This is a genomic window from Zobellia galactanivorans, from assembly GCF_000973105.1.
GTDB lineage: Bacteria > Bacteroidota > Bacteroidia > Flavobacteriales > Flavobacteriaceae > Zobellia > Zobellia galactanivorans.
Genome location: NC_015844.1, coordinates 3,011,152 through 3,030,952 on the forward strand (window position 1 = coordinate 3,011,152; position 19,801 = coordinate 3,030,952).

The following is a 19,801-nucleotide window of genomic DNA, read 5'->3' on the forward strand; positions in this document are numbered from 1 at the left end:
CTAACTCTGCGTTAGGCCCTTTTTAGTCAAGTAGGCATGTTCTGGTGAAAATCATAGGGCTTTTGGGAAGCTCGATAATTTTCACAATTTTTTTAGTTCAACCTCTCAGGTGCTGAAATTTGTTCTATAACAACATCGGCAACCACATGGTTGCTGTTGTCTTCGTGGTCTTTGTTGTATCTATCATAAACAATTACGGCGGTTACAAAACTTGCTAAATAAAGTAAACTCTTTAATCTGTTGTTCATAACGGTGGGGGATTATTGGTTTGTTTATCTAATTTACATTACCCATTGCCACGAAAAACGGGATTGTTGTCAAATGTGGGTTTTGTGATGTAAAACTGCCATTTTTTGTTGAATGCCATTTTAACTCATCGGAGATATGATTCAGTTCATCGAGCGGCTTGTAGCCTTGTTGTTTTCTAGTGCTGCGCGATTTTGGCCCTTTTGACCAGTTATTTTTTGTGTTGGGACACGGATCTTATGAATTTTGTTGTGAAGATTTTTGGTGGTGTATAGCCGTGTTTTAATCTTGTCGGTCAATCGTTGCCTAATCGAAGTAAAGCACAGGAAAAAGGGACCTTAATTAATGGACTTCTGTTTTCGGGAAACCTCCCATACAAATGCCCCGGCCATATAGACCATAAAGAGGGCAAAGGGCAAGGAGGTAATGATCAGAAGCTTCTGGACGGCCGTAAGGACATCAATGTCGGGCTTGGCATTGCCCAAAAGGATAAGGGCCAGGGTTGCCAAAAGGATACAGGCCGACCAAATCAACCTATGTTTCTTCTTTGGGTTTTTCTTGCCCCTGTCGGTAAACATGCTCAATACGAATACCGCGCTGTCGACCGAGGTGACCAAAAAGCCCACAAGTAGCAAAATGGTAGTAAAGTTCAAAAGGGTGGCCATGGGGTAATTTTCGAAAAACACGAAAATGGAAGAGAACACATGGCCAAATTCATTTTGGTATTGGCCCCAGTCCTCTATGAGTCCGAATGCCGAGGTACCAAAAACGGAAAACCAAAAAAACGTTCCGAACGACGGTATGATCAAGACCCCAAGAAGCAATTGTCTCAAGGTGCGCCCCTTTGAAATCCTGGCGATAAAAATACCCGTAAAGGGTGCCCATGCCAGCCAAAAGGCCCAATAATAAAAAGTCCAATCGGTCAAGAAGGTCATGCCGGGGTGATAGCTTCCGTAGGCCAGGCTCATGGGAACGAAGTCGATCAGGTAGTTAAGGCTTGCCTTGCCAAAAGCGGTCAATATTGCGCTCATATCACTCATAAGGAATACGAACAACAGTAAGAGGGTAGTGATGAGAATGTTGATTCTAGAAATGGCTTTGATGCCTTTGTTCACACCCTGCCATGCCGAATAGAAAGCAATTGCCGAGATTAAGATGGCCAAAAGTAATGTGGTGCCTATCCCGAAATCGTAATCAAAGATATGGTTGAGACCTCCGTTTATTTGTGTAGTGCCCAAGCCAATAGCGGCAATGAGTCCGAATACCGTGGTAATGATAGTCATGATATCGATTCCCTTTTTGGCCAAAGGGCTTGAAATGGAATCTTCAATGGTCGAACTTACCCTGACTTTCTTTTTGCGTACGAAAAGGGCATAACCGACTACCATGGCAAAAAGTCCATAAAACGCCCATGCCGTGAGTCCCCATTGATAGAAGGTGAATTCCAAGGCCAGGATTTCGGGCGTCAAATGCGAAGCGAAGGGCGGGTGTTGCTGCATAAATACGGGTTCCTGAACGGCACGTAATAAAATGCCCGAGCCCATGCCCGCACTGTACAACATTGCCGTCCACGACCAAAGAGAGTATTCGGGAGAGGACTCTTTTTTTCCGAGCTTAATATTTCCGATGGGGGAAAGGGCGATAATAATAAGAAAGAGCACACAGCCCAAGCCTAAATACAGGTAGAAAAAACCAAAATAGTTCCGCACCCAAATAGAGGTCAGTTCAATAAACTCGTAACTCTTTTCCGTGGCAAAAAAAACAACGAAGGTAAAAAGGACAAGAAAACCTATGGGGAGGGCAAGCAACGGATTTTTTAGATGGCGCATTTTGGGCAAGGTATGTATCTTTTGGGTTCTAATCCGCTCTAAGTCTCCTTGGGTAGGGATTACTTTCTTGAAAAATACAAAAAAATGTCAAGGTAGTTTTTTAGGGCGATGGCTTGGCCTTGGCTATGTTACGGATCATGCCTCCGAAAATAAAGAAATGAAAAGGGATAATACTGTACCAATAGAGCCGGCCCTTAAGACCGCGCGGGCGAAATGTGGCCGTTTGGTGCAGTATATTGTGTTCGTCGATCTTAAATTCGAGCCACGCTTCGCCAGGTAACTTCATTTCTGCAAAGAGCAATAGGCGTTTTGCTTTTTTATCGGCGAGAAGAACGCGCCAAAAATCAAGCGAGTCGCCAGCGAAAATTTTGTCGGGATGCGTTCGCCCGCGGCGTAGACCGACACCTCCCGAAAATTTATCGATGATTCCACGAATCTTCCACAGCCAATTCCCGTAGTACCACCCGGTTTCCCCGCCAATTTTCCAGATGTTGCGCAAGACCTGTTCCGGGTCGTCTACCCTGATTTTTTTTTCATCTTTAAGAACGCCATACTTGGGAACCTGTATGTATTTCCCCAGGTTCTTTTTAAAGCGCCCGCTTACCATGCTGTCCTTCCAGCTGCTAACTACGAGATTTTGCTCGATTTTTTTAAAGGCGAGGGCAATGGCTTCTTTATAAGTGTGTGGTTTTATATGCAATAATTCTTGCAGTCTCTTGTCTTTGGCAATGACCTCTATTTTCATGCTGTCGACAAGGTTTAGGGCTAATTTGTAAGAGGTAGAGGTTACAAAGTACAGCCAATAGCTCGACAATTTAGGGGTCATGATCGGAACCGTAATAATGTAATTCTTAAATCCGCGGGCCTCGGCGTACTGCTCCAACATTTGTTTATAGGTCAGTACATCGGGGCCGGCAATATCAAAAGAATCGTTATAGGTTTTCTCATTGCCCAAAACACCGGTCAAAAATGTCAAGATGTCCCTAATGGCAATGGGCTGGGTTTTGGTCAAGACCCATTTTGGGGTAATCATTACAGGGAGTTTTTCACATAGGTCGCGAATGATCTCGAAGGAAGAACTGCCTGATCCCACAATAATGCCCGCACGTAATACCGTAAGCTGAAAATTGCCCTTGTATAAAATCTGCTCCACATTTTTTCGGGACCGTAGGTGTTTGCTCAGGTTCTCTTCATTGACGATTCCACTTAAGTAGATTACCTGTTTGACCTGGGTATGGCTGAGGTAGGTATTGAAGTTTTCGGCGGTCTGCGCTTCCAAGGCATCGAAATCCTGTACGGACGAACTCATGGAATGGATCAGAAAATAGGCCGCGTCTATGTCTTTTGGAATGATCGAAAGATCAACTTCCTTTAGAAAATCGATTTCAAGCACCTGGATCTGTGCCCGTATTTCTTTGTCTATCGAAAATCTTGTTTCGTCACGTACCGTGCACACTACCTCATGGCCCATTTCTAGTAATTGGGGCAATAGTCGCATGCCAATATAGCCGTTGGCGCCTGTCAAGAGTATTTTCATGGGCAGTTTTATGGGTTAGAGGTCGTCGATCGAAGTCGGAGCATTATCGGCCTTGTAATTTTGAAGCTTGATAAAGAATTTTTGTATGGCCTTGGTGTCTGCCTTGACCTTGACATAATAATGGTCGCGATATATGGAATAGATACCGATGTCACCTTTGTACAAAGTGAGCTTGTAAAACGGAATGACCAAGGCATAGGTCTCGAGCAGCGACCTGAATCTTAGGATAATGCCCCTGGGGCGAAGCTCAATATTGCACTGGTCGAGATTGTTGTCTAAAATCAGCAGGTTTCTAATGCCGATACTGGTCTCGGTAATGAACAATTTAGGCGAGCCGATACCCCCCATGGCCCAACGCTCTTTGAGCGTAAAAGGCTTGCCTACGGCCTCATCTATTTTTTTGGTAATCCGTTTGTCCGTGTACGATACGTTTAAAAGCATATGGACTTCGTTTTAAAAACCCTAAGACCTGACCAAGGGCGACATTTTTATAAAGTTAAAGAAAAGCGGGGCCATTACCGCCCGTCTTAGGGTAAAAGCGTAAAAAATGATTAGTTTTGCAGCTTGAAACGAAAGATGATATGGGTATTCAAGCAATTTTAGAAGCCAAGGTTAAAGAGGCAATAGCAGCTATTTTCAATGTGGAGCTGCCATCAGTGGAATTTCAACCGACCCGAAAGGACTTTGAAGGTGATGTAACGATTGTTGTATTTCCCATGCTTCGTTTTGTTAAGGGGAATCCGGTACAGATAGGAGAGCAGATAGGGGCCTATTTGGAAAAGGAAGTAGCCGAGGTTACCGGATTTAACGTTATCAAAGGTTTTTTGAACCTCGTAATCGGTGATGGGTATTATCTTGATTTTTTCAATGGGGTCAAGAACGATGCCGCTTACGGATTTGTTTCTCCCTCGGAGAACGATGCCATAATGGTAGAGTACTCTTCCCCCAATACCAATAAACCCTTGCATTTAGGGCATATTAGAAATAACCTCTTAGGATATTCCGTTGCCGAGATTTTAAAGGCTTCCGGTAAGAAAGTATATAAGACCCAGATCATTAATGACCGAGGTATCCATATCTGTAAGAGTATGTTGGCCTGGCAGCGTTTTGGCAATGGGGAAACGCCAGAAAGTACCGGCTTGAAAGGTGATAAGCTCGTTGGGAACTATTATGTGGCCTTCGACAAGGCGTATAAAGCGGAAATAGCCGAAATGGTTGCCAATGGAACCGATAAGAAGGTGGCCGAGAAAGAAGCCCCCATTCTTTTGGAAGCCCAAGAAATGCTTCAGAAATGGGAGGCCGGCGATGAAGGGGTGGTTGCCCTTTGGAAAGAAATGAACGCTTGGGTTTACAAAGGTTTTGATGTCACTTATAAAAACCTTGGGGTAGATTTTGATACCCTATACTATGAAAGTAATACCTACTTGTTAGGGAAGGATGTAGTGGCCGAAGGCCTTGAAAAGGGCGTTTTTTTTAGAAAGGAAGACGGTAGCGTTTGGATCGATCTTACGGATGAAGGCCTTGATGAAAAAATAGTGCTTCGTTCCGATGGAACGGCAGTTTATATGACCCAAGATATTGGTACGGCCATACAAAGGGTAAAAGATTATCCAGACGTAGGCGGTATGGTGTATACCGTGGGTAATGAGCAAGATTATCACTTTAAGGTGCTGTTCTTGATTTTGAAAAAACTTGGCTTTTCTTGGTCTGAAAACCTGCACCATTTGAGCTATGGAATGGTCGATTTGCCCAGCGGTAAAATGAAGAGTAGGGAGGGAACCGTAGTCGACGCCGATGACCTTATGGACGATATGACCAATACTGCCGCCCAAATTTCAGAAGAATTGGGCAAGTTGGAAGGTTATTCCGAAGAAGAGAAAAACTCATTGTACAAATTGATAGGTCTCGGTGCCCTAAAATACTATATCTTAAAAGTAGATCCTAAAAAACGGATCCTTTTCGACCCCGAAGAGTCGGTCGATTTTCAAGGGAATACCGGTCCGTTTATCCAATATACCTATGCCCGTATCCAGTCGATTTTAAGAAAGGCCGATTTTGATACCAATGTCGATGTGGCCATGGGGGATATCGATGGATTGCACAACAAGGAGAAAGAACTTATTAAACAGTTGCAACTCTATCCGGAAACCGTTCAATTGGCAGCGGAAAACTATAGTCCCGCCTTGATTGCCAACTATACCTACGACTTGGTAAAGGAATTTAATTCTTTCTACCAACAGGTTTCGATCTTGGGCGAAACCGATGCCCAGAAAAAATTGTTACGGGTACAGCTCTCAAAGAAAGTCAGTGAAGTTATCGCTTCGGCTTTCGGTCTTTTGGGCATAGACGTTCCGGAGCGAATGTAAGGCACGGGGAAACCTATACAATTTAATTCCGTTTTTGGAGTTGTTAGCAGTATGGTTACAGAGCATGATATCAAGATTTTGGCCTTGTTCTTTTTGTGTGTCCAAGCGCTGTATATCCTCTATTATACGATTGGACTTTATCACCTAAATCCCTTTATAAAAAAAAAGCCGCTTTCGCCCTCGGAGCAACAACTGCTTGCCGATAATTTTCCTATTTATACCAAGTTGCCCATAGATTTAAGGGAAAAGTGCGATAAACGCATCGTATGGTTCAGAAGTAGAAAAAGATTTGTTTTTTATGGAAAGGTCGAAAGGAGGAAAGAACTTAAATTGCTTTTAAGTGCCTCTGCCGTATTAATGACCTTGGGGTTGAAGAACTACAAAATGATGCGTTCGCTGTTGCGGATCGTTGTTTATCCTTCCAAATATTATTCCCGTATAAACCGAAAGCACCATCTGGGGGAGTACAACCCCCGTTTTAAGACCGTTATTTTTTCTGCCGATACGATTTGGGAAGGTTTTCGCATTTCCGATGACAATGTAAATTTGGCCTTGCATGAATTTGCCCATGCCCTCAGCTTTGAAATGATTCGAAAGAATTCGTGGGAGGCCCGTAAGTTTAGGGTGGGACTCAAAAAGATTAAGGAGCTTTTTCTAAGGGAAGGCTATGCCCAAAGGCTGGCCGATTCAAAATATTTTAGGGAGTATGGTATGACCAATCTACAGGAATTTTTTTCCGTAGCCGTAGAGAACTATGCCGAAACGCCCCAAATATTCTTGGCCGAGTTTCCCGAATTGTACGCCGTTATCCAAAAAATGTTGGGCTTCGACTTTCAGGTGTTTCCAGAACATCGTTCAGGGGTGGCCATGGGTACGTGATACGGGCTAGGGTTCCAAACACGGCCTAGAATCTAAATGATCGGTGTTCCAAATTTTATTTTGCTTGCTAGGGTCGATATTTCCACCGGACAAGATTACCATTACGCGTTTTTTCGATGTGCTGTGTTTTAGCCATTCGACCACCCCTGCCATGGCCATGGCACTGGTAGGTTCAACATGCAATTTCAATAAATGGGTCAGCCATTGGGTCCAGTATATCAACTTTGGTTCTTCGACTTCGTAAAGGGCATCGAGCAATTTGAGGTACTCGAAGGTAATATCGCCTACGGCCATGGTCATGGCGCCATCGGCTAGGGTGTCGGGCGTTGAACTTAATTTTTGAATACGGTTGGTGCGTAACGATTGCGCCGCATCGTTGGCGTTTAAAGGTTCAACTCCGATAACTTGGGTTTTGGGCGATAGGGCATGGGTTGCGATAAGCGTACCCGATAAAAGTCCCCCTCCGCCACAGGGCGCAAAAACGGCGTCAAGATTATCGACTTGTTCGATGGCCTCACAAATGGCGGTGCCTTGGCCGGCTATTACTTGATGATGGTTGTACGGGGGGATCCAATAGGCTCCTTTTTCTTTGGAAGCTGCAATGACAAGGGCATCGGCCATATTTCTGTCTTTGCATAGTTCAACATGGGCTCCGTACGATTGGGTGGCCTGTATTTTTATTTTAGAGGCGTAGGCCGGCATATAGATGGTGGCCGGAATGTTGAACTGTCGGGCGGCCCATGCCACGGCCTGCGAGTGGTTGCCCGAACTATTCGCAATAACATGTTCGGGCCTCTCTTTGTTTTCAACGAGCCAAGCCAATGTATTGCAGGCGCCCCTGGCTTTAAAGGCTCCTATTTTCTGGAGGCATTCCGCCTTAAAATAGATTTCATGTCCGAGCCAATTGTTTAGAAGGGAAGAACTGAAAATCGGTGTTTCGTGTACAAGGCCGTGGATGCGTATCTTGGCTTTTTTGATGTCTTCAATGGTAGGCATAGGAAATTTTTATTGTATTACGGTAACGGACACATTCCCTAGAGCAGTGCTAAAATCGGAGCCTAAAACTGGCGTTGGGGGTCAGACCTAGGGAAACGTTGTCTACTTTTTCAATTTCATCGGTTTCGTTGAGGCGATAGTAGGTATTCAATATATTGTTCCGGCCCGTAAAATTCAAAACCGAAATTCCTGCTGAAGCCTTTAGCTTTCTGCCTATGTCAAAGTCATAGATGGCCGAGGCATCGGCGCGTAGGTATTCGGGTAAGCGACTGCCGTTCGGTTCTTGGTAGTTGATGCGGTTTGGAAAAAAGGAGGTGTTCAAGGGCTCCTCTATATTGGGTTCGGTGTAGGGTTTGCCCGTACGGTAATTTAAGCCTAGACCCAGTTTAAAATTGTTGATATTATAGGTGCCCGCAAAGGTGGCGGTATGTCTAATGTCTAGGTTGTTCGGGAAATCGGGGGGCAGAACTTCCGAAAAGTGGTAGTTGTTCAAATTGTAGGTGTAGCTGGCCCATATACTGTAATCGTCCGTTTTTCTATTGATCAAGAACTCAAGGCCTTTAACGTTGTACTTTCCCGTTTCACCATTGAATTGGTTCTGGTTCTGAAATCCTTGGGTCAATGTACTGATGCCGTTGACTTCCTTATAAAATGCTTCAAGGCCGATATATAGGGTTTTGTGGTCGTAGTTGATCCCTATAGAGCCCTGTTTACTTTTCGTAATCGGTAGTCTATCGTCGTCGGAAACGATCCAGCGCCGTTTTTCTATTCCGAGAAAATTTTGTTCTAGGTCGATGATCTGATTGACGGCCTGGCTTTTAAATTCGCCCAACAGCTGTAGCTTCCACCTGTTGGTAAAGGCGTAGTTCATGCTCAATCGGGGCTCAAGAAGATATTTGGTGAACGATTTCGGATTGTCCAAATAATTCAGGCGCATACCCGCACGGCCGTAGAGTCTGTTATCGGTTGAAGTGTAGGTCAATTCGGAAAACAGCACATGGCTTTTAACGATGTCACGCTGATTGCTGGTATAGGGAGGTTGAGTGACCGCCGTCTTGTTCGAGATAGAGGTTTCAATAAATTGATAGCCGTTCAGCCAATCTAAATTTTCGAAAAGGCTGTAATTCGTGTTCAGTTTCAATGCGGTTTCCTGTACTTCGTTGTTCTGGAAAAGAACTTGCTCCGCATTGCCCGATATGTTCTGGGCCTCAAGTTTATAGCGTGTTTGGTAGGCGTTTAAAGAGGTGCTGAGCTTTTTGTTCCATTTGCTTTTTACAGAGGCCCCCAAAGATAGGTTCGTTTGGCTTAATGCACTTTGAATTTCATCGTTCGTGTCTATGTCCCTTTCCGAATAGTCCAAGAGATTGTTGATATTGATGAAGCTCAACCTTAGTTTGTGTTTATGGTTGATGTCGTAGAGTAGCTTTCCCGTAAAGTCATAGAAATAAAAATTACCGTCTCGGGAGACTTGGCTGTCTTCGAAGACACGGGTAAAGAACTTGTCGTAAGTAGGGGTGTCTAAAAAGTCGGTCAAGGATCTTCGCGCCGAAAACTGAACGGCCAATTTTTCGTTCAGGGGCAGGTGGGCGTATACATCGCCGCCGATAAGGTTTAGGCCTGCACCGGCAAAATAGGTGTCGGCGATACTGTCTCTGGTCCGCATATCGATAATGCCGCTTACGCCATCACCATATTGACTGCTGCTTCCGTTTTTAATCAGGGTGACCTTGTCGGTCAGGTAGGGGTTGAAAGCGGATATCAGCCCAAAAAAATGACCCGATTGGTACATCTTGATACCATCCCATAAAATGAGGTTTTGGTCATTGCTGCCGCCGCGTACGTTGATATTCGATACGGTCTCGTCTATACTTTCGATACCGGGTAAGGCCTGAACGGTCTGAAGAACGTCGGGTTCTATCAGTCCGGGTAAAATGCCAAACTCCTTACTGTTCATTTGAACACTGCCATCGAGTTGTTTTATGAGTCCCTTGGTCAAAAATTCGTAGACGACCACTTCTTCGAGCTGTTGGTAATATTGGGCGAGCAACAGGGTCTTGCAAGGCTCTTTGGCCACCAGCTCATCGGCATTGACAAAAAGGGTCTTGTAGCCTAAATATTTAATTTGGAGTTTGGCATCGCGGGGGACCCCTTTAAATGAGAAATTTCCGTTTTCATCAATGACGCTACTAAAATCGGTACCCAGTACGGTTACCGTGGCCCCGATAAGGGTATTCATTTTAAAGTTGTCGTAAACCGTGCCGCAGATATCGATTGTTGTGCTTCGGGTGAGGGTGTAGTAGCGGTCGTTCAGTTTTTCGATCAAGACCTGGGTTTGCGATTCGATCAGCTGCAAGATGGTATTAAGTTCGGTGGCATCGGGGGCCTCGACAAGCACATCGCGTATATCGTCATCGGCATAAGAGAATTTTATATCAAACTTATGCTCTACTTCCTGTAGATATGTGGTCAAGGGAATTTTAGCCCTGTTTTGGGCATGAATGCCGTAGAAACAGAAAAAACTCATGAGGGCGATTAAAAAATGAAAGAGTTTACGAATTTTAATTGCCATAGAAGAGCACTTTGCTGCCCTCAAATTTAAACTTTATTTGTGAAGGCGCACTTATGCTTTTTAAGGCAAGCTTAGTATCGGTATTACTGAAAGTGCCTGTAAATAATTGGTCGGTATCAATATTTTCGATTTCTACCTTAATGTTGTGCTGTCGCGCAAACTCGTTCAAAACGTATTTGAGCGGTACGCTCTTGAAAGAGCTTTCATGGTTCAGCCAAGAAGGTTGCTCGTCTTTTGGTGCCGTCGTTTCTATAATCTTGCCGTCTATTACCATAAACGAACTGCCGGCAGGTAGTTTGCTTTCCTTGCCTTTAAAGGTGACGCTTACCAATCCTTCGTAGCAGGTGACCTCAAAAAAACCATCCCTATTCTCTACATTGAACTGCGTGCCCAATACGGCAACGGTTCCGGCATCGGTGGCAACGGTAAAACGTTTGCCTTTGGCGACTTTAAAGAAGGCTTCACCTTTAAGGGAAACGTTGCGTTCTTTCTTCCATTTCCGTTCACTGAACGAAAGTTCGGAATCGGCATTTAATAACACTTCGGAATTGTCGGGGAGTAGAATTTCTTTGTTTTCGGCATATTGGGTCACTATATTTTTATCTAAAGTGTTGAGGTAAAAATAAGAGCCGAACATAATTATGGCCGCCGCGGCCGCAACGCGTAAAAACTTTTTAAACGGATGTAGCTGTACTACCTTGCTGTCTTTTAAGGTGCGTTGGTTCTTTAGGGCCATAAGGGCTTCGTCTGCGTTGAAATCAGGACTTCTCAGCTGATTGGAAGCAGCAACGATTCGTTCATACGAAGCGTACTCGGCAGATTTTTTAAATGCTGCGAGCTCGGCCTCGGTGAGGTCGTTGTTCAACCATTTTGCTAAGTGATTTTCTTGCATCGATTCTAGCTTTATGCCTTAATAACAACTCATTACGTAAATACCCTACTTTTTATGGGTACTACTTGTTTGTTATGAGGAAAAAAATAACTTTCCTACTAACTACTAACTACTAACTACTAACTACTAACTACTAACTACTAACTACTAACTACTAACTACTAACTACTAACTACTAACTACTAACTACTATAGCTATATTCCTTCAATTTCTTCCCTAAGGGCCTTAAGGGCCAAATGCATTCTTTTTTCAATGGCTTTTACGCTTACCCCTTCCATTTCGGCAATTTCCGCATATTTTTTTCCATCTATACGGTTCAATAGAAATGTAGAACGTTGGTTTTCGGGCAAACGGTCGAGTGCACGCTGGAGTTTTTGTCTAAATTCTTCCTCCTCCATTAAAAATTCGGGCGACTCGTTTGTGCTCTTTAAGGTCTTGTCGGCATATTTTAAACGGACCTTTTCGGCTTTTATCACGTTAAGGTATATGTTGTTCGCTACTGTGTATACATAAGATTTAGCTTTGTCAGGAGCTACCTTACCGCAGTTTTCCCAAAGTTTCAAAAATGCTTCCTGAACGGCGTCGTAGGCTTTCTCCTCATTGCCGAACTTATAATATATATAGTTGAAAACCGTTTTAGAATTAGCTTTGAAAATTGCATCAAAGACTTGTTCTTCGCAAACATTGCCTGTATTTTTGGTTTCCAAGTAAGTTGATTTTTTTCAAAGGTATTTGAAAAAATCGAAATTGAACAGGTAGGGTATTTTAAATTTTGGTTGTTTCAAACTTGAAGTGCCGATAAATTCCAAATCGAATATGAGAAAGTGTTTTAAATTTTGCTTAGTGGCTTTCCTACTGGCCACGTTTGTGGCTTTGACCTCTTGTCAGGAAGAAGAGCCCTTTGAAGAGCATATAGACACGGAGTTGACCTTAACTTCAGGGTCGGAGGTATTGGATCTTTTGAAACGCACGGTGTCGAACGATGGTTCTTATGATAATATTATTGATCAGGCCAGTTGTTTGGAAGTCCAATTTCCCTACACGATCGTTGTCAATCAAGAGGAAATAGAGGTTGAATCGGCCAAGGTCTTTCAGCTTATAGAAGATATTTTAGATGTAGCCGATGACGATGTAGACGAACTGAAGATTATTTTTCCCATTACGGTAGTAACGGCCGATTATTTGGAAGTTGAGGTAAATTCGGCCGAGGAACTTGAAAATTTGGCGGAACAATGTGTCGAGGGCGGCGACGATGCCGATATTGAATGTTTGGATGTATCGTATCCGGTAACGGTGTTTACGTACAATCGTGATTTTCAGCAAACCGGCACCCTCGCCTTAGAGAATGATGCCGAGGTAAGGCGATTTTTAGCAGGTCTTTCCGATTCCGATTTGATCAGCATCGATTTTCCCGTTAGCCTGACAGTACTCGATGGCAGTAGTCTTGTAGTAAGTTCAAATAGTGAGTTGGCCACTGCCCTTAAGGAAGGGGTCAAGGCTTGCAATGAAGATGATAACAACGATCATAACGATGACGATTTTACCGAGACCGACCTTGGGGCGGAGCTGATAAAGTGCCCATGGCAAATTGTACGTATGGATCGGAAGGCTTTCGATAATACCGCACAATACGTTAAATATGCCCTTATTTTTTCGGAAGAAGGAAAAGTAATCGCTTATGACGATTACGGGTATAGTGTAGAAGGGGTGTGGAGTACTTCCGTAGTTGGGTACCGTGTGGTGGTAGAACTCGAGTTTAAGGAAGCTGCTGAATTTAATGATAGTTGGTATGTGTATGAAATGGTCGAAGGCAAGATCAAGATGTTCATAGAAGATGATGCCATTATTTTAGAGCGTTATTGCGGGTATGTGCCGGCAGAACCCTGTACGGATCAATTGGTCAGCGAAAAATTAATGACGTGCCAGTGGACCATTGCCGACGAAAAAGGCGAATCGACCACAGAGCTTTCCATGGGTTTTGGTCAAACCGATATGACGGTTTACGATGCCAAAGGGCAAATTGTCGACAAGGGAACTTGGAGGTTGTCAGAAAACCAATTGACCCTTACGGTCCTACAAAGTGATTTGGAAAGATATACCGGAGAGTGGCAGTTATATCAGTGCTACGAAGACCGTATAAAAATAAAGAGAAAAGAAGAAATTGCAGTCTTGACAAAGGTTTGTCAATAAAGATTTTTGTTTTAGATTGAATAACCCGACACCTATTTTTGCCCCACAGAGTTTTGAAGAGCATCCATCGAAAGATGGATGCTTTTTTTTGTGATTTCATATTTTTTTCTTTACGCCCCGTTCTTTCCCCCAGTTATTATTAAATTTGCCTTTCTTCAAAAGCAAGTAAGACGATGTTCGACAATTTAAGTGAAAAGTTAGATAAGGCGCTCCACACCCTACGGGGACATGGGCAGATTACGGAAATTAACGTTGCCGAGACTACTAAAGAGGTCCGACGGGCTTTGCTAGATGCCGATGTCAACTTTAGAATAGCCAAGGAGTTTACCAATAAGGTCAAGGAAAAAGCCCTAGGGCAAGATGTTTTGACGACCCTTCAACCAGGGCAGTTAATGGTAAAGATCGTTAAAGACGAGCTTACCGAGCTCATGGGAGGCGAGACCGAGGGCATCAACCTTTCCGGTACCCCTTCCGTTATTTTAATGTCCGGGCTTCAAGGTTCGGGTAAAACGACCTTTTCGGGTAAGTTGGCGAACTTCCTTAAGAACAAGAAAACAAAGAAACCTCTTTTGGTAGCTTGTGATGTATACCGTCCTGCGGCTATCGATCAGTTGCACGTAGTAGGAGAGCAGATAGGGGTAGAGGTATATTCCGACCGCGGGAATACCGATCCCGTAGCTATCGCACAGGCCGGTATAGCCAAGGCCAAGTCCGAAGGTTATAATGTGGTCATTATAGATACGGCCGGTCGTTTGGCGGTAGATGAAGAGATGATGAACGAAATCTCTGAAATCCATAAGGCCATTCAGCCCCAAGAAACACTTTTTGTAGTGGATTCGATGACGGGTCAAGATGCGGTCAATACGGCCAAGGCTTTTAACGATATCCTGAATTTTGACGGGGTAGTACTGACCAAGTTGGACGGTGATACGCGTGGTGGGGCGGCAATTTCGATTAAATCGGTTGTTGATAAGCCGATAAAGTTTATCGGTACCGGCGAGAAGATGGAAGCTATAGATGTCTTTCACCCTTCACGTATGGCCGAGCGAATTTTGGGAATGGGCGATGTGGTTTCCTTGGTGGAACGGGCCCAAGAACAGTTCGATGAAGAAGAAGCCCGTAAGATCCAAAAGAAAATTGCCAAGAATAAATTCGGTTTCGATGATTTCCTTTCCCAGATACAACAAATCAAAAAGATGGGAAACATCAAAGATTTGATGGGGATGATACCGGGAGCCGGAAAGGCTTTGAAAGGACTGGATATCGATGATGATGCCTTTAAGCATATCGAGGCCATAATTCACAGTATGACGCCTGATGAGCGCGCTAACCCTTCTAAACTGAACGTAAGCCGTAAAAAGCGAATCGCCAAGGGAAGTGGTAGGGATATGCAGGAAGTGAACCAACTGTTGAAGCAGTTTGACCAGATGAGCAAAATGATGAAGATGATGCAAGGTGGCGGTGGCAAAAAGATGATGCAGATGATGGGCAATATGAAAGGTATGAAATAATACCCGAACGAATAAGGAAAATGGGGTTCGCCCCTTATGATAATAGCGTAGACCGTAACCGAACATTATGAAATTACTAGACGGAAAAAAAGTATCGAACCAAATCAAGGATGAAATCGCCATAGAAGTGGCGGGAATGAAGGAAAGAGGCGAGAAGGTGCCGCATTTGGCGGCCGTTCTTGTTGGTAACGATGGGGCCAGTTTAACTTACGTGGGCAGTAAAGTGCGTTCGTGTAAAAAGATTGGCTTTGAATCTACTTTGATCCACTTACCGAGTGAAACTACAGAGGAAGAATTGCTGCAGCAGGTCCATCAGTTGAACACCGATCCCGATATTGATGGGTATATCGTGCAACTTCCCTTGCCCAAACATATCGATGAGGAAAAAGTGTTGATGGCGGTAAACCCCGATAAAGACGTAGATGGTTTTCATCCGACCAATTTTGGTAAAATGGCCTTGGATATGGAGACCTTTATTTCGGCCACCCCTTTCGGTATTATGGAACTTCTAAAGCGTTATGACGTAGATACCGAGGGCAAGCATGCCGTGGTAATCGGACGTAGCCATATCGTAGGGAGGCCAATAAGTATCTTAATGAGCCAAAAAGGAAAGGCGGCCAACTGCACCGTAACCTTGGCGCATAGCCGAACAAAAAATATCAAGGAACTTACGCTTCAAGCCGATATCGTGGTGTCTGCATTGGGTGTTCCGCATTTTCTCAAGGCCGATATGGTCAAAGAAGGTGCCGTAATTATCGATGTGGGTATTACCAGGGTAGCCGATGAAACCAAGGAAAAAGGGTATTATATCACCGGAGATGTAGATTTTGAAAGTGTGGGTCCCAAAGCTTCTTTTATCACCCCGGTTCCTGGGGGCGTTGGTCCAATGACCATTGCCATGCTGTTAAAGAACACGCTTTTGGCCAGGGAGCGGCATAGAAATGCCAATTAGTTTTTTATTGCGTAGTGGGTCTTATTGGTAGGGTATTCTTACAAATTAGGCAAAGTTGTTGATTATTAGTCGTTAACTAATGTTAATGTACAACAATTTGTTATAGTTTTACGTTCGCTCCTGATATACCTGCCCCAAATGAACCCAGCATTAAAAGCTAAGCATATTCTACTAGACCCTTTTTTTGATCTGTCTATGGATTATCTCTGTGTTGCTGGTTTTGATGGGTACTTTCGAAGGGTCAATCCGGCCTTCGTGAGGCTTTTGGGCTATTCAGAGGCCGACCTGTATTCTAAGCCGATCGATAATTTTATTTACGAGGAAGACCGTAACCTGACGGCCTTGCAAAGAGAGGGGCTGATCAAGAATAGGCCTTTGGTGAATTTTGAAAATCGTTATGTCCGTAAATCGGGTGAATTGGTATGGCTCCATTGGACTTCCATACCTTTAAAAGACGAGCAATTGGTTTACGCAATCGCCAAAGATGTAACCCATAAAAAGAATATGGAATCGGAGCGGATCTCCCACGTGGCCCGCCTTTCGAAAATAAACCAACAGCTCAAGCAGTTAAATTACACTACTTCACATGATTTAAGGTCGCCGGTAAACAACTTGCTGAGCCTTGTGGAGATGATAGATTGTAAGAGTGGTAAAGAAGAGGGGAATCTACAGATTATAGACTATATTAAACAATCGGCCCTAGGCTTGAAAAATTCTCTGAACTCGTATGTTGACGCCCTGAAGGAAAATGAAGCGGAAACGGTTGGCTTGGGGAAAGTAGGCCTACGGGAAGTTTTTGAAAAGGTTCAGGGATCTATCAGTTCCTTGATCAATAATTCAAAGGCAAAATTCTGTGTCGATTTTTCCGGCATGGAGAGCGTACACTTCAATACGGCCTATATGGAAAGTATTTTTCTGAACCTGATTACCAACTCCATCAAATATATGAGGCCCGATGTTTCCCCTGAAATAAAGATTATTTCGTTTCAAGAGCAGGGGGAAAGCATTTTGACTTTCTCCGATAACGGTCTCGGATTTGATATGGATAAAGTTGGGGGCTTGATCTTTAACTTAAACCAAAGGTTTCACGATACCAAAGATAGTAAGGGGGTAGGTCTGTTTTTAGTGCATAGCCATGTAACAAGTCTTGGGGGTACTATCGATGTTGCTAGTAAGGTAAACCAAGGAACCACTTTTACTATCAAGTTTCAATCTTGATAGGGGTGCCTAGTGCCGAATAGGGTTAATTGAGTTTCTTTAAAGCCACCTTTCCCATAATAACGGTGTCTCCCGGCTTTATAATTTCTATATCGTTACTGTCGTCAACACTGCAACTGCTAAATATTATGATTGTGGTGAGTATGAATAATAGGCTTGCTAATTTTTTCATAGATCGAAAACTTAAATGTAATTGAGGTTATATAACGTTTAAAACTTCGTTTTCCGTATAGGATTTCTGTAATCTTTATCGATTCTACCCCTTGCAATGGGGCAAAACCGTTACTTTTGCGCTTTTTCGTTTCGCCGATGTCCAAAAACTATTTTTCCTTTATCGACCCCGCTAAAAGTCCTATTTTCTATGGCTATGTCATTTTGGTTATCGGTACGATCGGTATTTATTTTAGTATACCGGGGCAGACCATAGGGGTGTCGGTGTTTACCGATCCAGTAAAAGACGCACTCGGGTTGAGCAGAAATCAATTTAGCAATGCCTATATGATCGGAACCATTTGTAGTTCGTTGGTCATTGGCCGGGCCGGTGTTTGGTTCGATCGCTACGGGGCACGTTATGTGGCTTTCTTTGCCGCCCTGACACTTTCCGGGGCGCTTATGTTGTGCTCGTGGTCGGTGCGGATGAGCGAATTTATGAAGCACCTTTTGAAGCTCGATACCTGGCTTGTGCCCTTTGTATTGATGGCCTTGCTGTTTTTTGTGCTGAGGTTTTCGGGTCAAGGTGTACTCACCATGGCATCAAGAAACCTGATTATGATATGGTTCGATAAAAACCGTGGAAAGGTCAATGCCATTAGTAGTGTGGCTATTTCCTTTGGTTTTTCTTCTTCCCCGCTTTGGGTAAATGCTTTGATAGAGGGTTATAGCTGGCAAATTACATGGCAGATATTGGCGGTAGCCTTATTGTTTTTCGCTATTTTGATTTTAATATTCTATAAGAACCGGCCCGAAGAGCACGGTCTGTTGCCCGATGGGGAACCTAAGAAAACGGAAAGCGACCCTGAACACCTACCCCTGGCGAAACAGTACACCGCCAAAGAGGCCCAGCGTACAAGGGCATTTTGGATGTATGCCTTGATATTGGCCTTTAATAGTTTTTTTATAACGGGACTCACCTTTCACGTAGTATCGGTATTTGCCAGTGAAGGCTTTCCTAAAGAGGATGCGATTTCCATTTTTCTTCCCGCCTCGGTAGTGGCCGTAACGGTATCGTTGATTTTTAATTTCTTGAGTGATTACCTTCATCTCAAATTGTATTTGTATTTGATGATCTTGGGCGGAATTATGGCTTCGGTCGGATTTTTGTTTCTATCCTCTGTCGTAGGTATTCCTCTATTGATAGGTGGGTTTGGTATTTTAGGAGGCTTCTTTGCCGTCTTGAATGCCATCGTTTGGCCGAGGTTTTACGGGCGGACCCATTTAGGGGCCATAACGGGTAAGGTCATGTCGTTCTTGATTTTGGCCAGTGCATTGGCACCGTCCATTTTTAGTTTGTGTTTCTCGACTTTTGATACTTATAGGCCCTTAGGTTATCTAGGTCTGGGCTTTTTGCTTTTTCTGGCCTTGGCGTCGGTAAAGGCCAATAACCCGCAATAAAGAATCTGTTTTCACTAGGGTTCTTTTACTTACATTTTTCTTTGTTTTTCGTGTAAAAGGTTAAGAAAAAGAATACGCAATACTTAAAAGTTAGCATATTTATGTATTGACTTGCCGTTATCGGGACATATATTTTGATTCTTGGGGTAATGTTGCTAGATTTAGAAATTGTACAGGGCTTGCCGTGCTTGTGGTAATGCCGGCGTGCTAAACCAGATACAAAACAACTTGTTTAATGAAGAAAATTGCCTTGGTGCTATCTCTAGCGGTAGCCATTGTTTCATGTAAAGGTGAAACCAAAAAAGAAGAAGCGACCGTTGAGAAGGCTAGCACCGAAACTAAACCTGAAATTGATGAATGGATTTATCTTTTTGACGGGACAACTACCGAAGGATGGCGGGCGTACAATGGGGATGACCTACCTCCACAATGGGTTATTAAAGACGGGGCTTTGACTTTTGATACGGAGAAAAGAACCGAAGCCAACCGTAAAGGAGGGAAGGATATTATTTATGCCGCCCAAGAGTTCGACAATTTTGAACTGAGTTGGGAATGGAAAATTCCCGAGGGAGGAAATAGCGGATTGTTGTACCATATCCAAGAAGGCGATTGGAGCATTCCCGAGGTTTCTCCCGAATACCAGATGTTGGACGACCTGAAGTGGGAAGAAATCAACAATGCCAAGTTGGAAGAATGGCAAAAAACAGGAGCGGATTACGCCATGCACTTGCCCGATAATAGCCAAAAGATAGTGAAGCCTGCAGGGGAATGGAATACCTCCCGCATCATCTTTACCCCAGAAAATGTGGAGCACTGGCTCAACGGTAAAAAATTACTGTCCTTCGTGCCTTGGTCGAAAGACTGGGAAGAGCGAAAAAGCAAAGGGAAATGGAAAAACAGCCCAAAATACGGTTCTTTTAAAAAGGGCTATATCGGTTTCCAAGATCACGACAGTCCACTTTGGCTTAAGAACGTTAAGATTAGGCCATTATAATTAAGAACTT

General features: G+C 43.7%; 16 protein-coding genes. 8 read left to right on the plus strand and 8 right to left on the minus strand.

Features of this window, described 5'->3' with window-relative positions; all coding sequences use genetic code 11:
• Positions 1 to 92: 92 nt before the first annotated feature.
• The 4 genes from ZOBGAL_RS23570 to ZOBGAL_RS12140 form a co-directional block, all read right to left on the minus strand.
• Positions 93 to 248, minus strand: a complete 156-nt coding sequence (locus ZOBGAL_RS23570; RefSeq protein WP_013993904.1) for a hypothetical protein — start codon at positions 246 to 248, stop codon at positions 93 to 95.
• Positions 249 to 584: 336 nt separating this feature from the next.
• The gene (locus tag ZOBGAL_RS12130; protein ID WP_013993905.1) at positions 585 to 2,075 is read right to left on the minus strand and encodes a BCCT family transporter; all 1,491 of its coding nucleotides are present in this window, start codon (positions 2,073 to 2,075) and stop codon (positions 585 to 587) included.
• A gap of 100 nt (positions 2,076 to 2,175) precedes the next feature.
• The gene (locus ZOBGAL_RS12135; RefSeq protein ID WP_013993906.1) at positions 2,176 to 3,612 is read right to left on the minus strand and encodes an SDR family oxidoreductase; all 1,437 of its coding nucleotides are present in this window, start codon (positions 3,610 to 3,612) and stop codon (positions 2,176 to 2,178) included.
• 15 nt (positions 3,613 to 3,627) lie between these two features.
• Positions 3,628 to 4,053: a hypothetical protein gene (locus ZOBGAL_RS12140; protein ID WP_013993907.1), complete on the minus strand. Its 426-nt coding sequence runs from the start codon at positions 4,051 to 4,053 to the stop codon at positions 3,628 to 3,630.
• A gap of 140 nt (positions 4,054 to 4,193) precedes the next feature.
• On the opposite strand from ZOBGAL_RS12140, the gene argS reads away from it, so the two are divergent.
• Both argS and ZOBGAL_RS12150 read left to right on the plus strand, forming a co-directional pair.
• Positions 4,194 to 5,978: an arginine--tRNA ligase gene (gene argS / locus ZOBGAL_RS12145; protein WP_013993908.1), complete on the plus strand. Its 1,785-nt coding sequence runs from the start codon at positions 4,194 to 4,196 to the stop codon at positions 5,976 to 5,978.
• 51 nt (positions 5,979 to 6,029) lie between these two features.
• Positions 6,030 to 6,857, plus strand: coding sequence for a zinc-dependent peptidase (locus ZOBGAL_RS12150; protein WP_013993909.1), 828 nt, complete (start codon positions 6,030 to 6,032; stop codon positions 6,855 to 6,857).
• Positions 6,858 to 6,863: 6 nt separating this feature from the next.
• Here ZOBGAL_RS12150 and ZOBGAL_RS12155 read toward each other — a convergent pair whose 3' ends face one another.
• From ZOBGAL_RS12155 to ZOBGAL_RS12170, 4 genes are all read right to left on the minus strand, one after another.
• The gene (locus tag ZOBGAL_RS12155; protein WP_013993910.1) at positions 6,864 to 7,853 is read right to left on the minus strand and encodes a serine/threonine dehydratase; all 990 of its coding nucleotides are present in this window, start codon (positions 7,851 to 7,853) and stop codon (positions 6,864 to 6,866) included.
• A gap of 49 nt (positions 7,854 to 7,902) precedes the next feature.
• The gene (locus tag ZOBGAL_RS12160; RefSeq protein WP_013993911.1) at positions 7,903 to 10,422 is read right to left on the minus strand and encodes a TonB-dependent receptor; all 2,520 of its coding nucleotides are present in this window, start codon (positions 10,420 to 10,422) and stop codon (positions 7,903 to 7,905) included.
• Complete coding sequence (locus tag ZOBGAL_RS12165) at positions 10,412 to 11,314, minus strand: FecR family protein (RefSeq protein ID WP_013993912.1); 903 nt, start codon at positions 11,312 to 11,314, stop codon at positions 10,412 to 10,414. Before ZOBGAL_RS12165 ends, ZOBGAL_RS12160 begins: the two co-directional genes overlap by 11 nt.
• Before the next feature lie 195 nt (positions 11,315 to 11,509).
• Entirely contained in the window at positions 11,510 to 12,022 is a 513-nt protein-coding gene (locus ZOBGAL_RS12170; RefSeq protein ID WP_013993913.1) for an RNA polymerase sigma factor, read from the minus strand.
• 136 nt (positions 12,023 to 12,158) lie between these two features.
• Here ZOBGAL_RS12170 and ZOBGAL_RS12175 point away from each other — a divergent pair, with 136 nt between their 5' ends.
• The 6 genes from ZOBGAL_RS12175 (at position 12,159) to ZOBGAL_RS12200 (ending at position 19,791) form a co-directional block, all read left to right on the plus strand.
• Positions 12,159 to 13,505 (plus strand): hypothetical protein, encoded by a 1,347-nt coding sequence (locus ZOBGAL_RS12175; protein WP_052725540.1) that lies wholly within the window; start codon positions 12,159 to 12,161, stop codon positions 13,503 to 13,505.
• Between the two features lie 173 nt (positions 13,506 to 13,678).
• Positions 13,679 to 15,016, plus strand: a complete 1,338-nt coding sequence (ffh, locus tag ZOBGAL_RS12180; RefSeq protein WP_013993915.1) for a signal recognition particle protein — start codon at positions 13,679 to 13,681, stop codon at positions 15,014 to 15,016.
• A 67-nt stretch (positions 15,017 to 15,083) separates the two neighbouring features.
• Positions 15,084 to 15,968 (plus strand): bifunctional methylenetetrahydrofolate dehydrogenase/methenyltetrahydrofolate cyclohydrolase FolD, encoded by an 885-nt coding sequence (gene folD / locus ZOBGAL_RS12185; RefSeq protein WP_013993916.1) that lies wholly within the window; start codon positions 15,084 to 15,086, stop codon positions 15,966 to 15,968.
• A 138-nt stretch (positions 15,969 to 16,106) separates the two neighbouring features.
• On the plus strand, positions 16,107 to 17,186 hold the full coding sequence (locus ZOBGAL_RS12190; RefSeq protein ID WP_013993917.1) for a sensor histidine kinase: 1,080 nt from the start codon (positions 16,107 to 16,109) through the stop codon (positions 17,184 to 17,186).
• 288 nt (positions 17,187 to 17,474) lie between these two features.
• Positions 17,475 to 18,797 (plus strand): MFS transporter, encoded by a 1,323-nt coding sequence (locus ZOBGAL_RS12195; RefSeq protein WP_231854759.1) that lies wholly within the window; start codon positions 17,475 to 17,477, stop codon positions 18,795 to 18,797.
• A 235-nt stretch (positions 18,798 to 19,032) separates the two neighbouring features.
• The gene (locus tag ZOBGAL_RS12200) at positions 19,033 to 19,791 is read left to right on the plus strand and encodes a 3-keto-disaccharide hydrolase (RefSeq protein WP_013993919.1); all 759 of its coding nucleotides are present in this window, start codon (positions 19,033 to 19,035) and stop codon (positions 19,789 to 19,791) included.
• Positions 19,792 to 19,801: the final 10 nt, after the last annotated feature.

Coding starts and splice junctions, on each gene's coding strand:
- ZOBGAL_RS23570 (WP_013993904.1), bottom strand. CDS start 248: ATGAACAACAGATTAAAGAGTTTACTTTATTTAGCAAGTTTTGTAACC.
- ZOBGAL_RS12130 (WP_013993905.1), bottom strand. CDS start 2,075: ATGCGCCATCTAAAAAATCCGTTGCTTGCCCTCCCCATAGGTTTTCTT.
- ZOBGAL_RS12135 (WP_013993906.1), bottom strand. CDS start 3,612: ATGAAAATACTCTTGACAGGCGCCAACGGCTATATTGGCATGCGACTA.
- ZOBGAL_RS12140 (WP_013993907.1), bottom strand. CDS start 4,053: ATGCTTTTAAACGTATCGTACACGGACAAACGGATTACCAAAAAAATA.
- argS (WP_013993908.1), top strand. CDS start 4,194: ATGGGTATTCAAGCAATTTTAGAAGCCAAGGTTAAAGAGGCAATAGCA.
- ZOBGAL_RS12150 (WP_013993909.1), top strand. CDS start 6,030: ATGGTTACAGAGCATGATATCAAGATTTTGGCCTTGTTCTTTTTGTGT.
- ZOBGAL_RS12155 (WP_013993910.1), bottom strand. CDS start 7,853: ATGCCTACCATTGAAGACATCAAAAAAGCCAAGATACGCATCCACGGC.
- ZOBGAL_RS12160 (WP_013993911.1), bottom strand. CDS start 10,422: ATGGCAATTAAAATTCGTAAACTCTTTCATTTTTTAATCGCCCTCATG.
- ZOBGAL_RS12165 (WP_013993912.1), bottom strand. CDS start 11,314: ATGCAAGAAAATCACTTAGCAAAATGGTTGAACAACGACCTCACCGAG.
- ffh (WP_013993915.1), top strand. CDS start 13,679: ATGTTCGACAATTTAAGTGAAAAGTTAGATAAGGCGCTCCACACCCTA.
- folD (WP_013993916.1), top strand. CDS start 15,084: ATGAAATTACTAGACGGAAAAAAAGTATCGAACCAAATCAAGGATGAA.
- ZOBGAL_RS12190 (WP_013993917.1), top strand. CDS start 16,107: ATGAACCCAGCATTAAAAGCTAAGCATATTCTACTAGACCCTTTTTTT.
- ZOBGAL_RS12200 (WP_013993919.1), top strand. CDS start 19,033: ATGAAGAAAATTGCCTTGGTGCTATCTCTAGCGGTAGCCATTGTTTCA.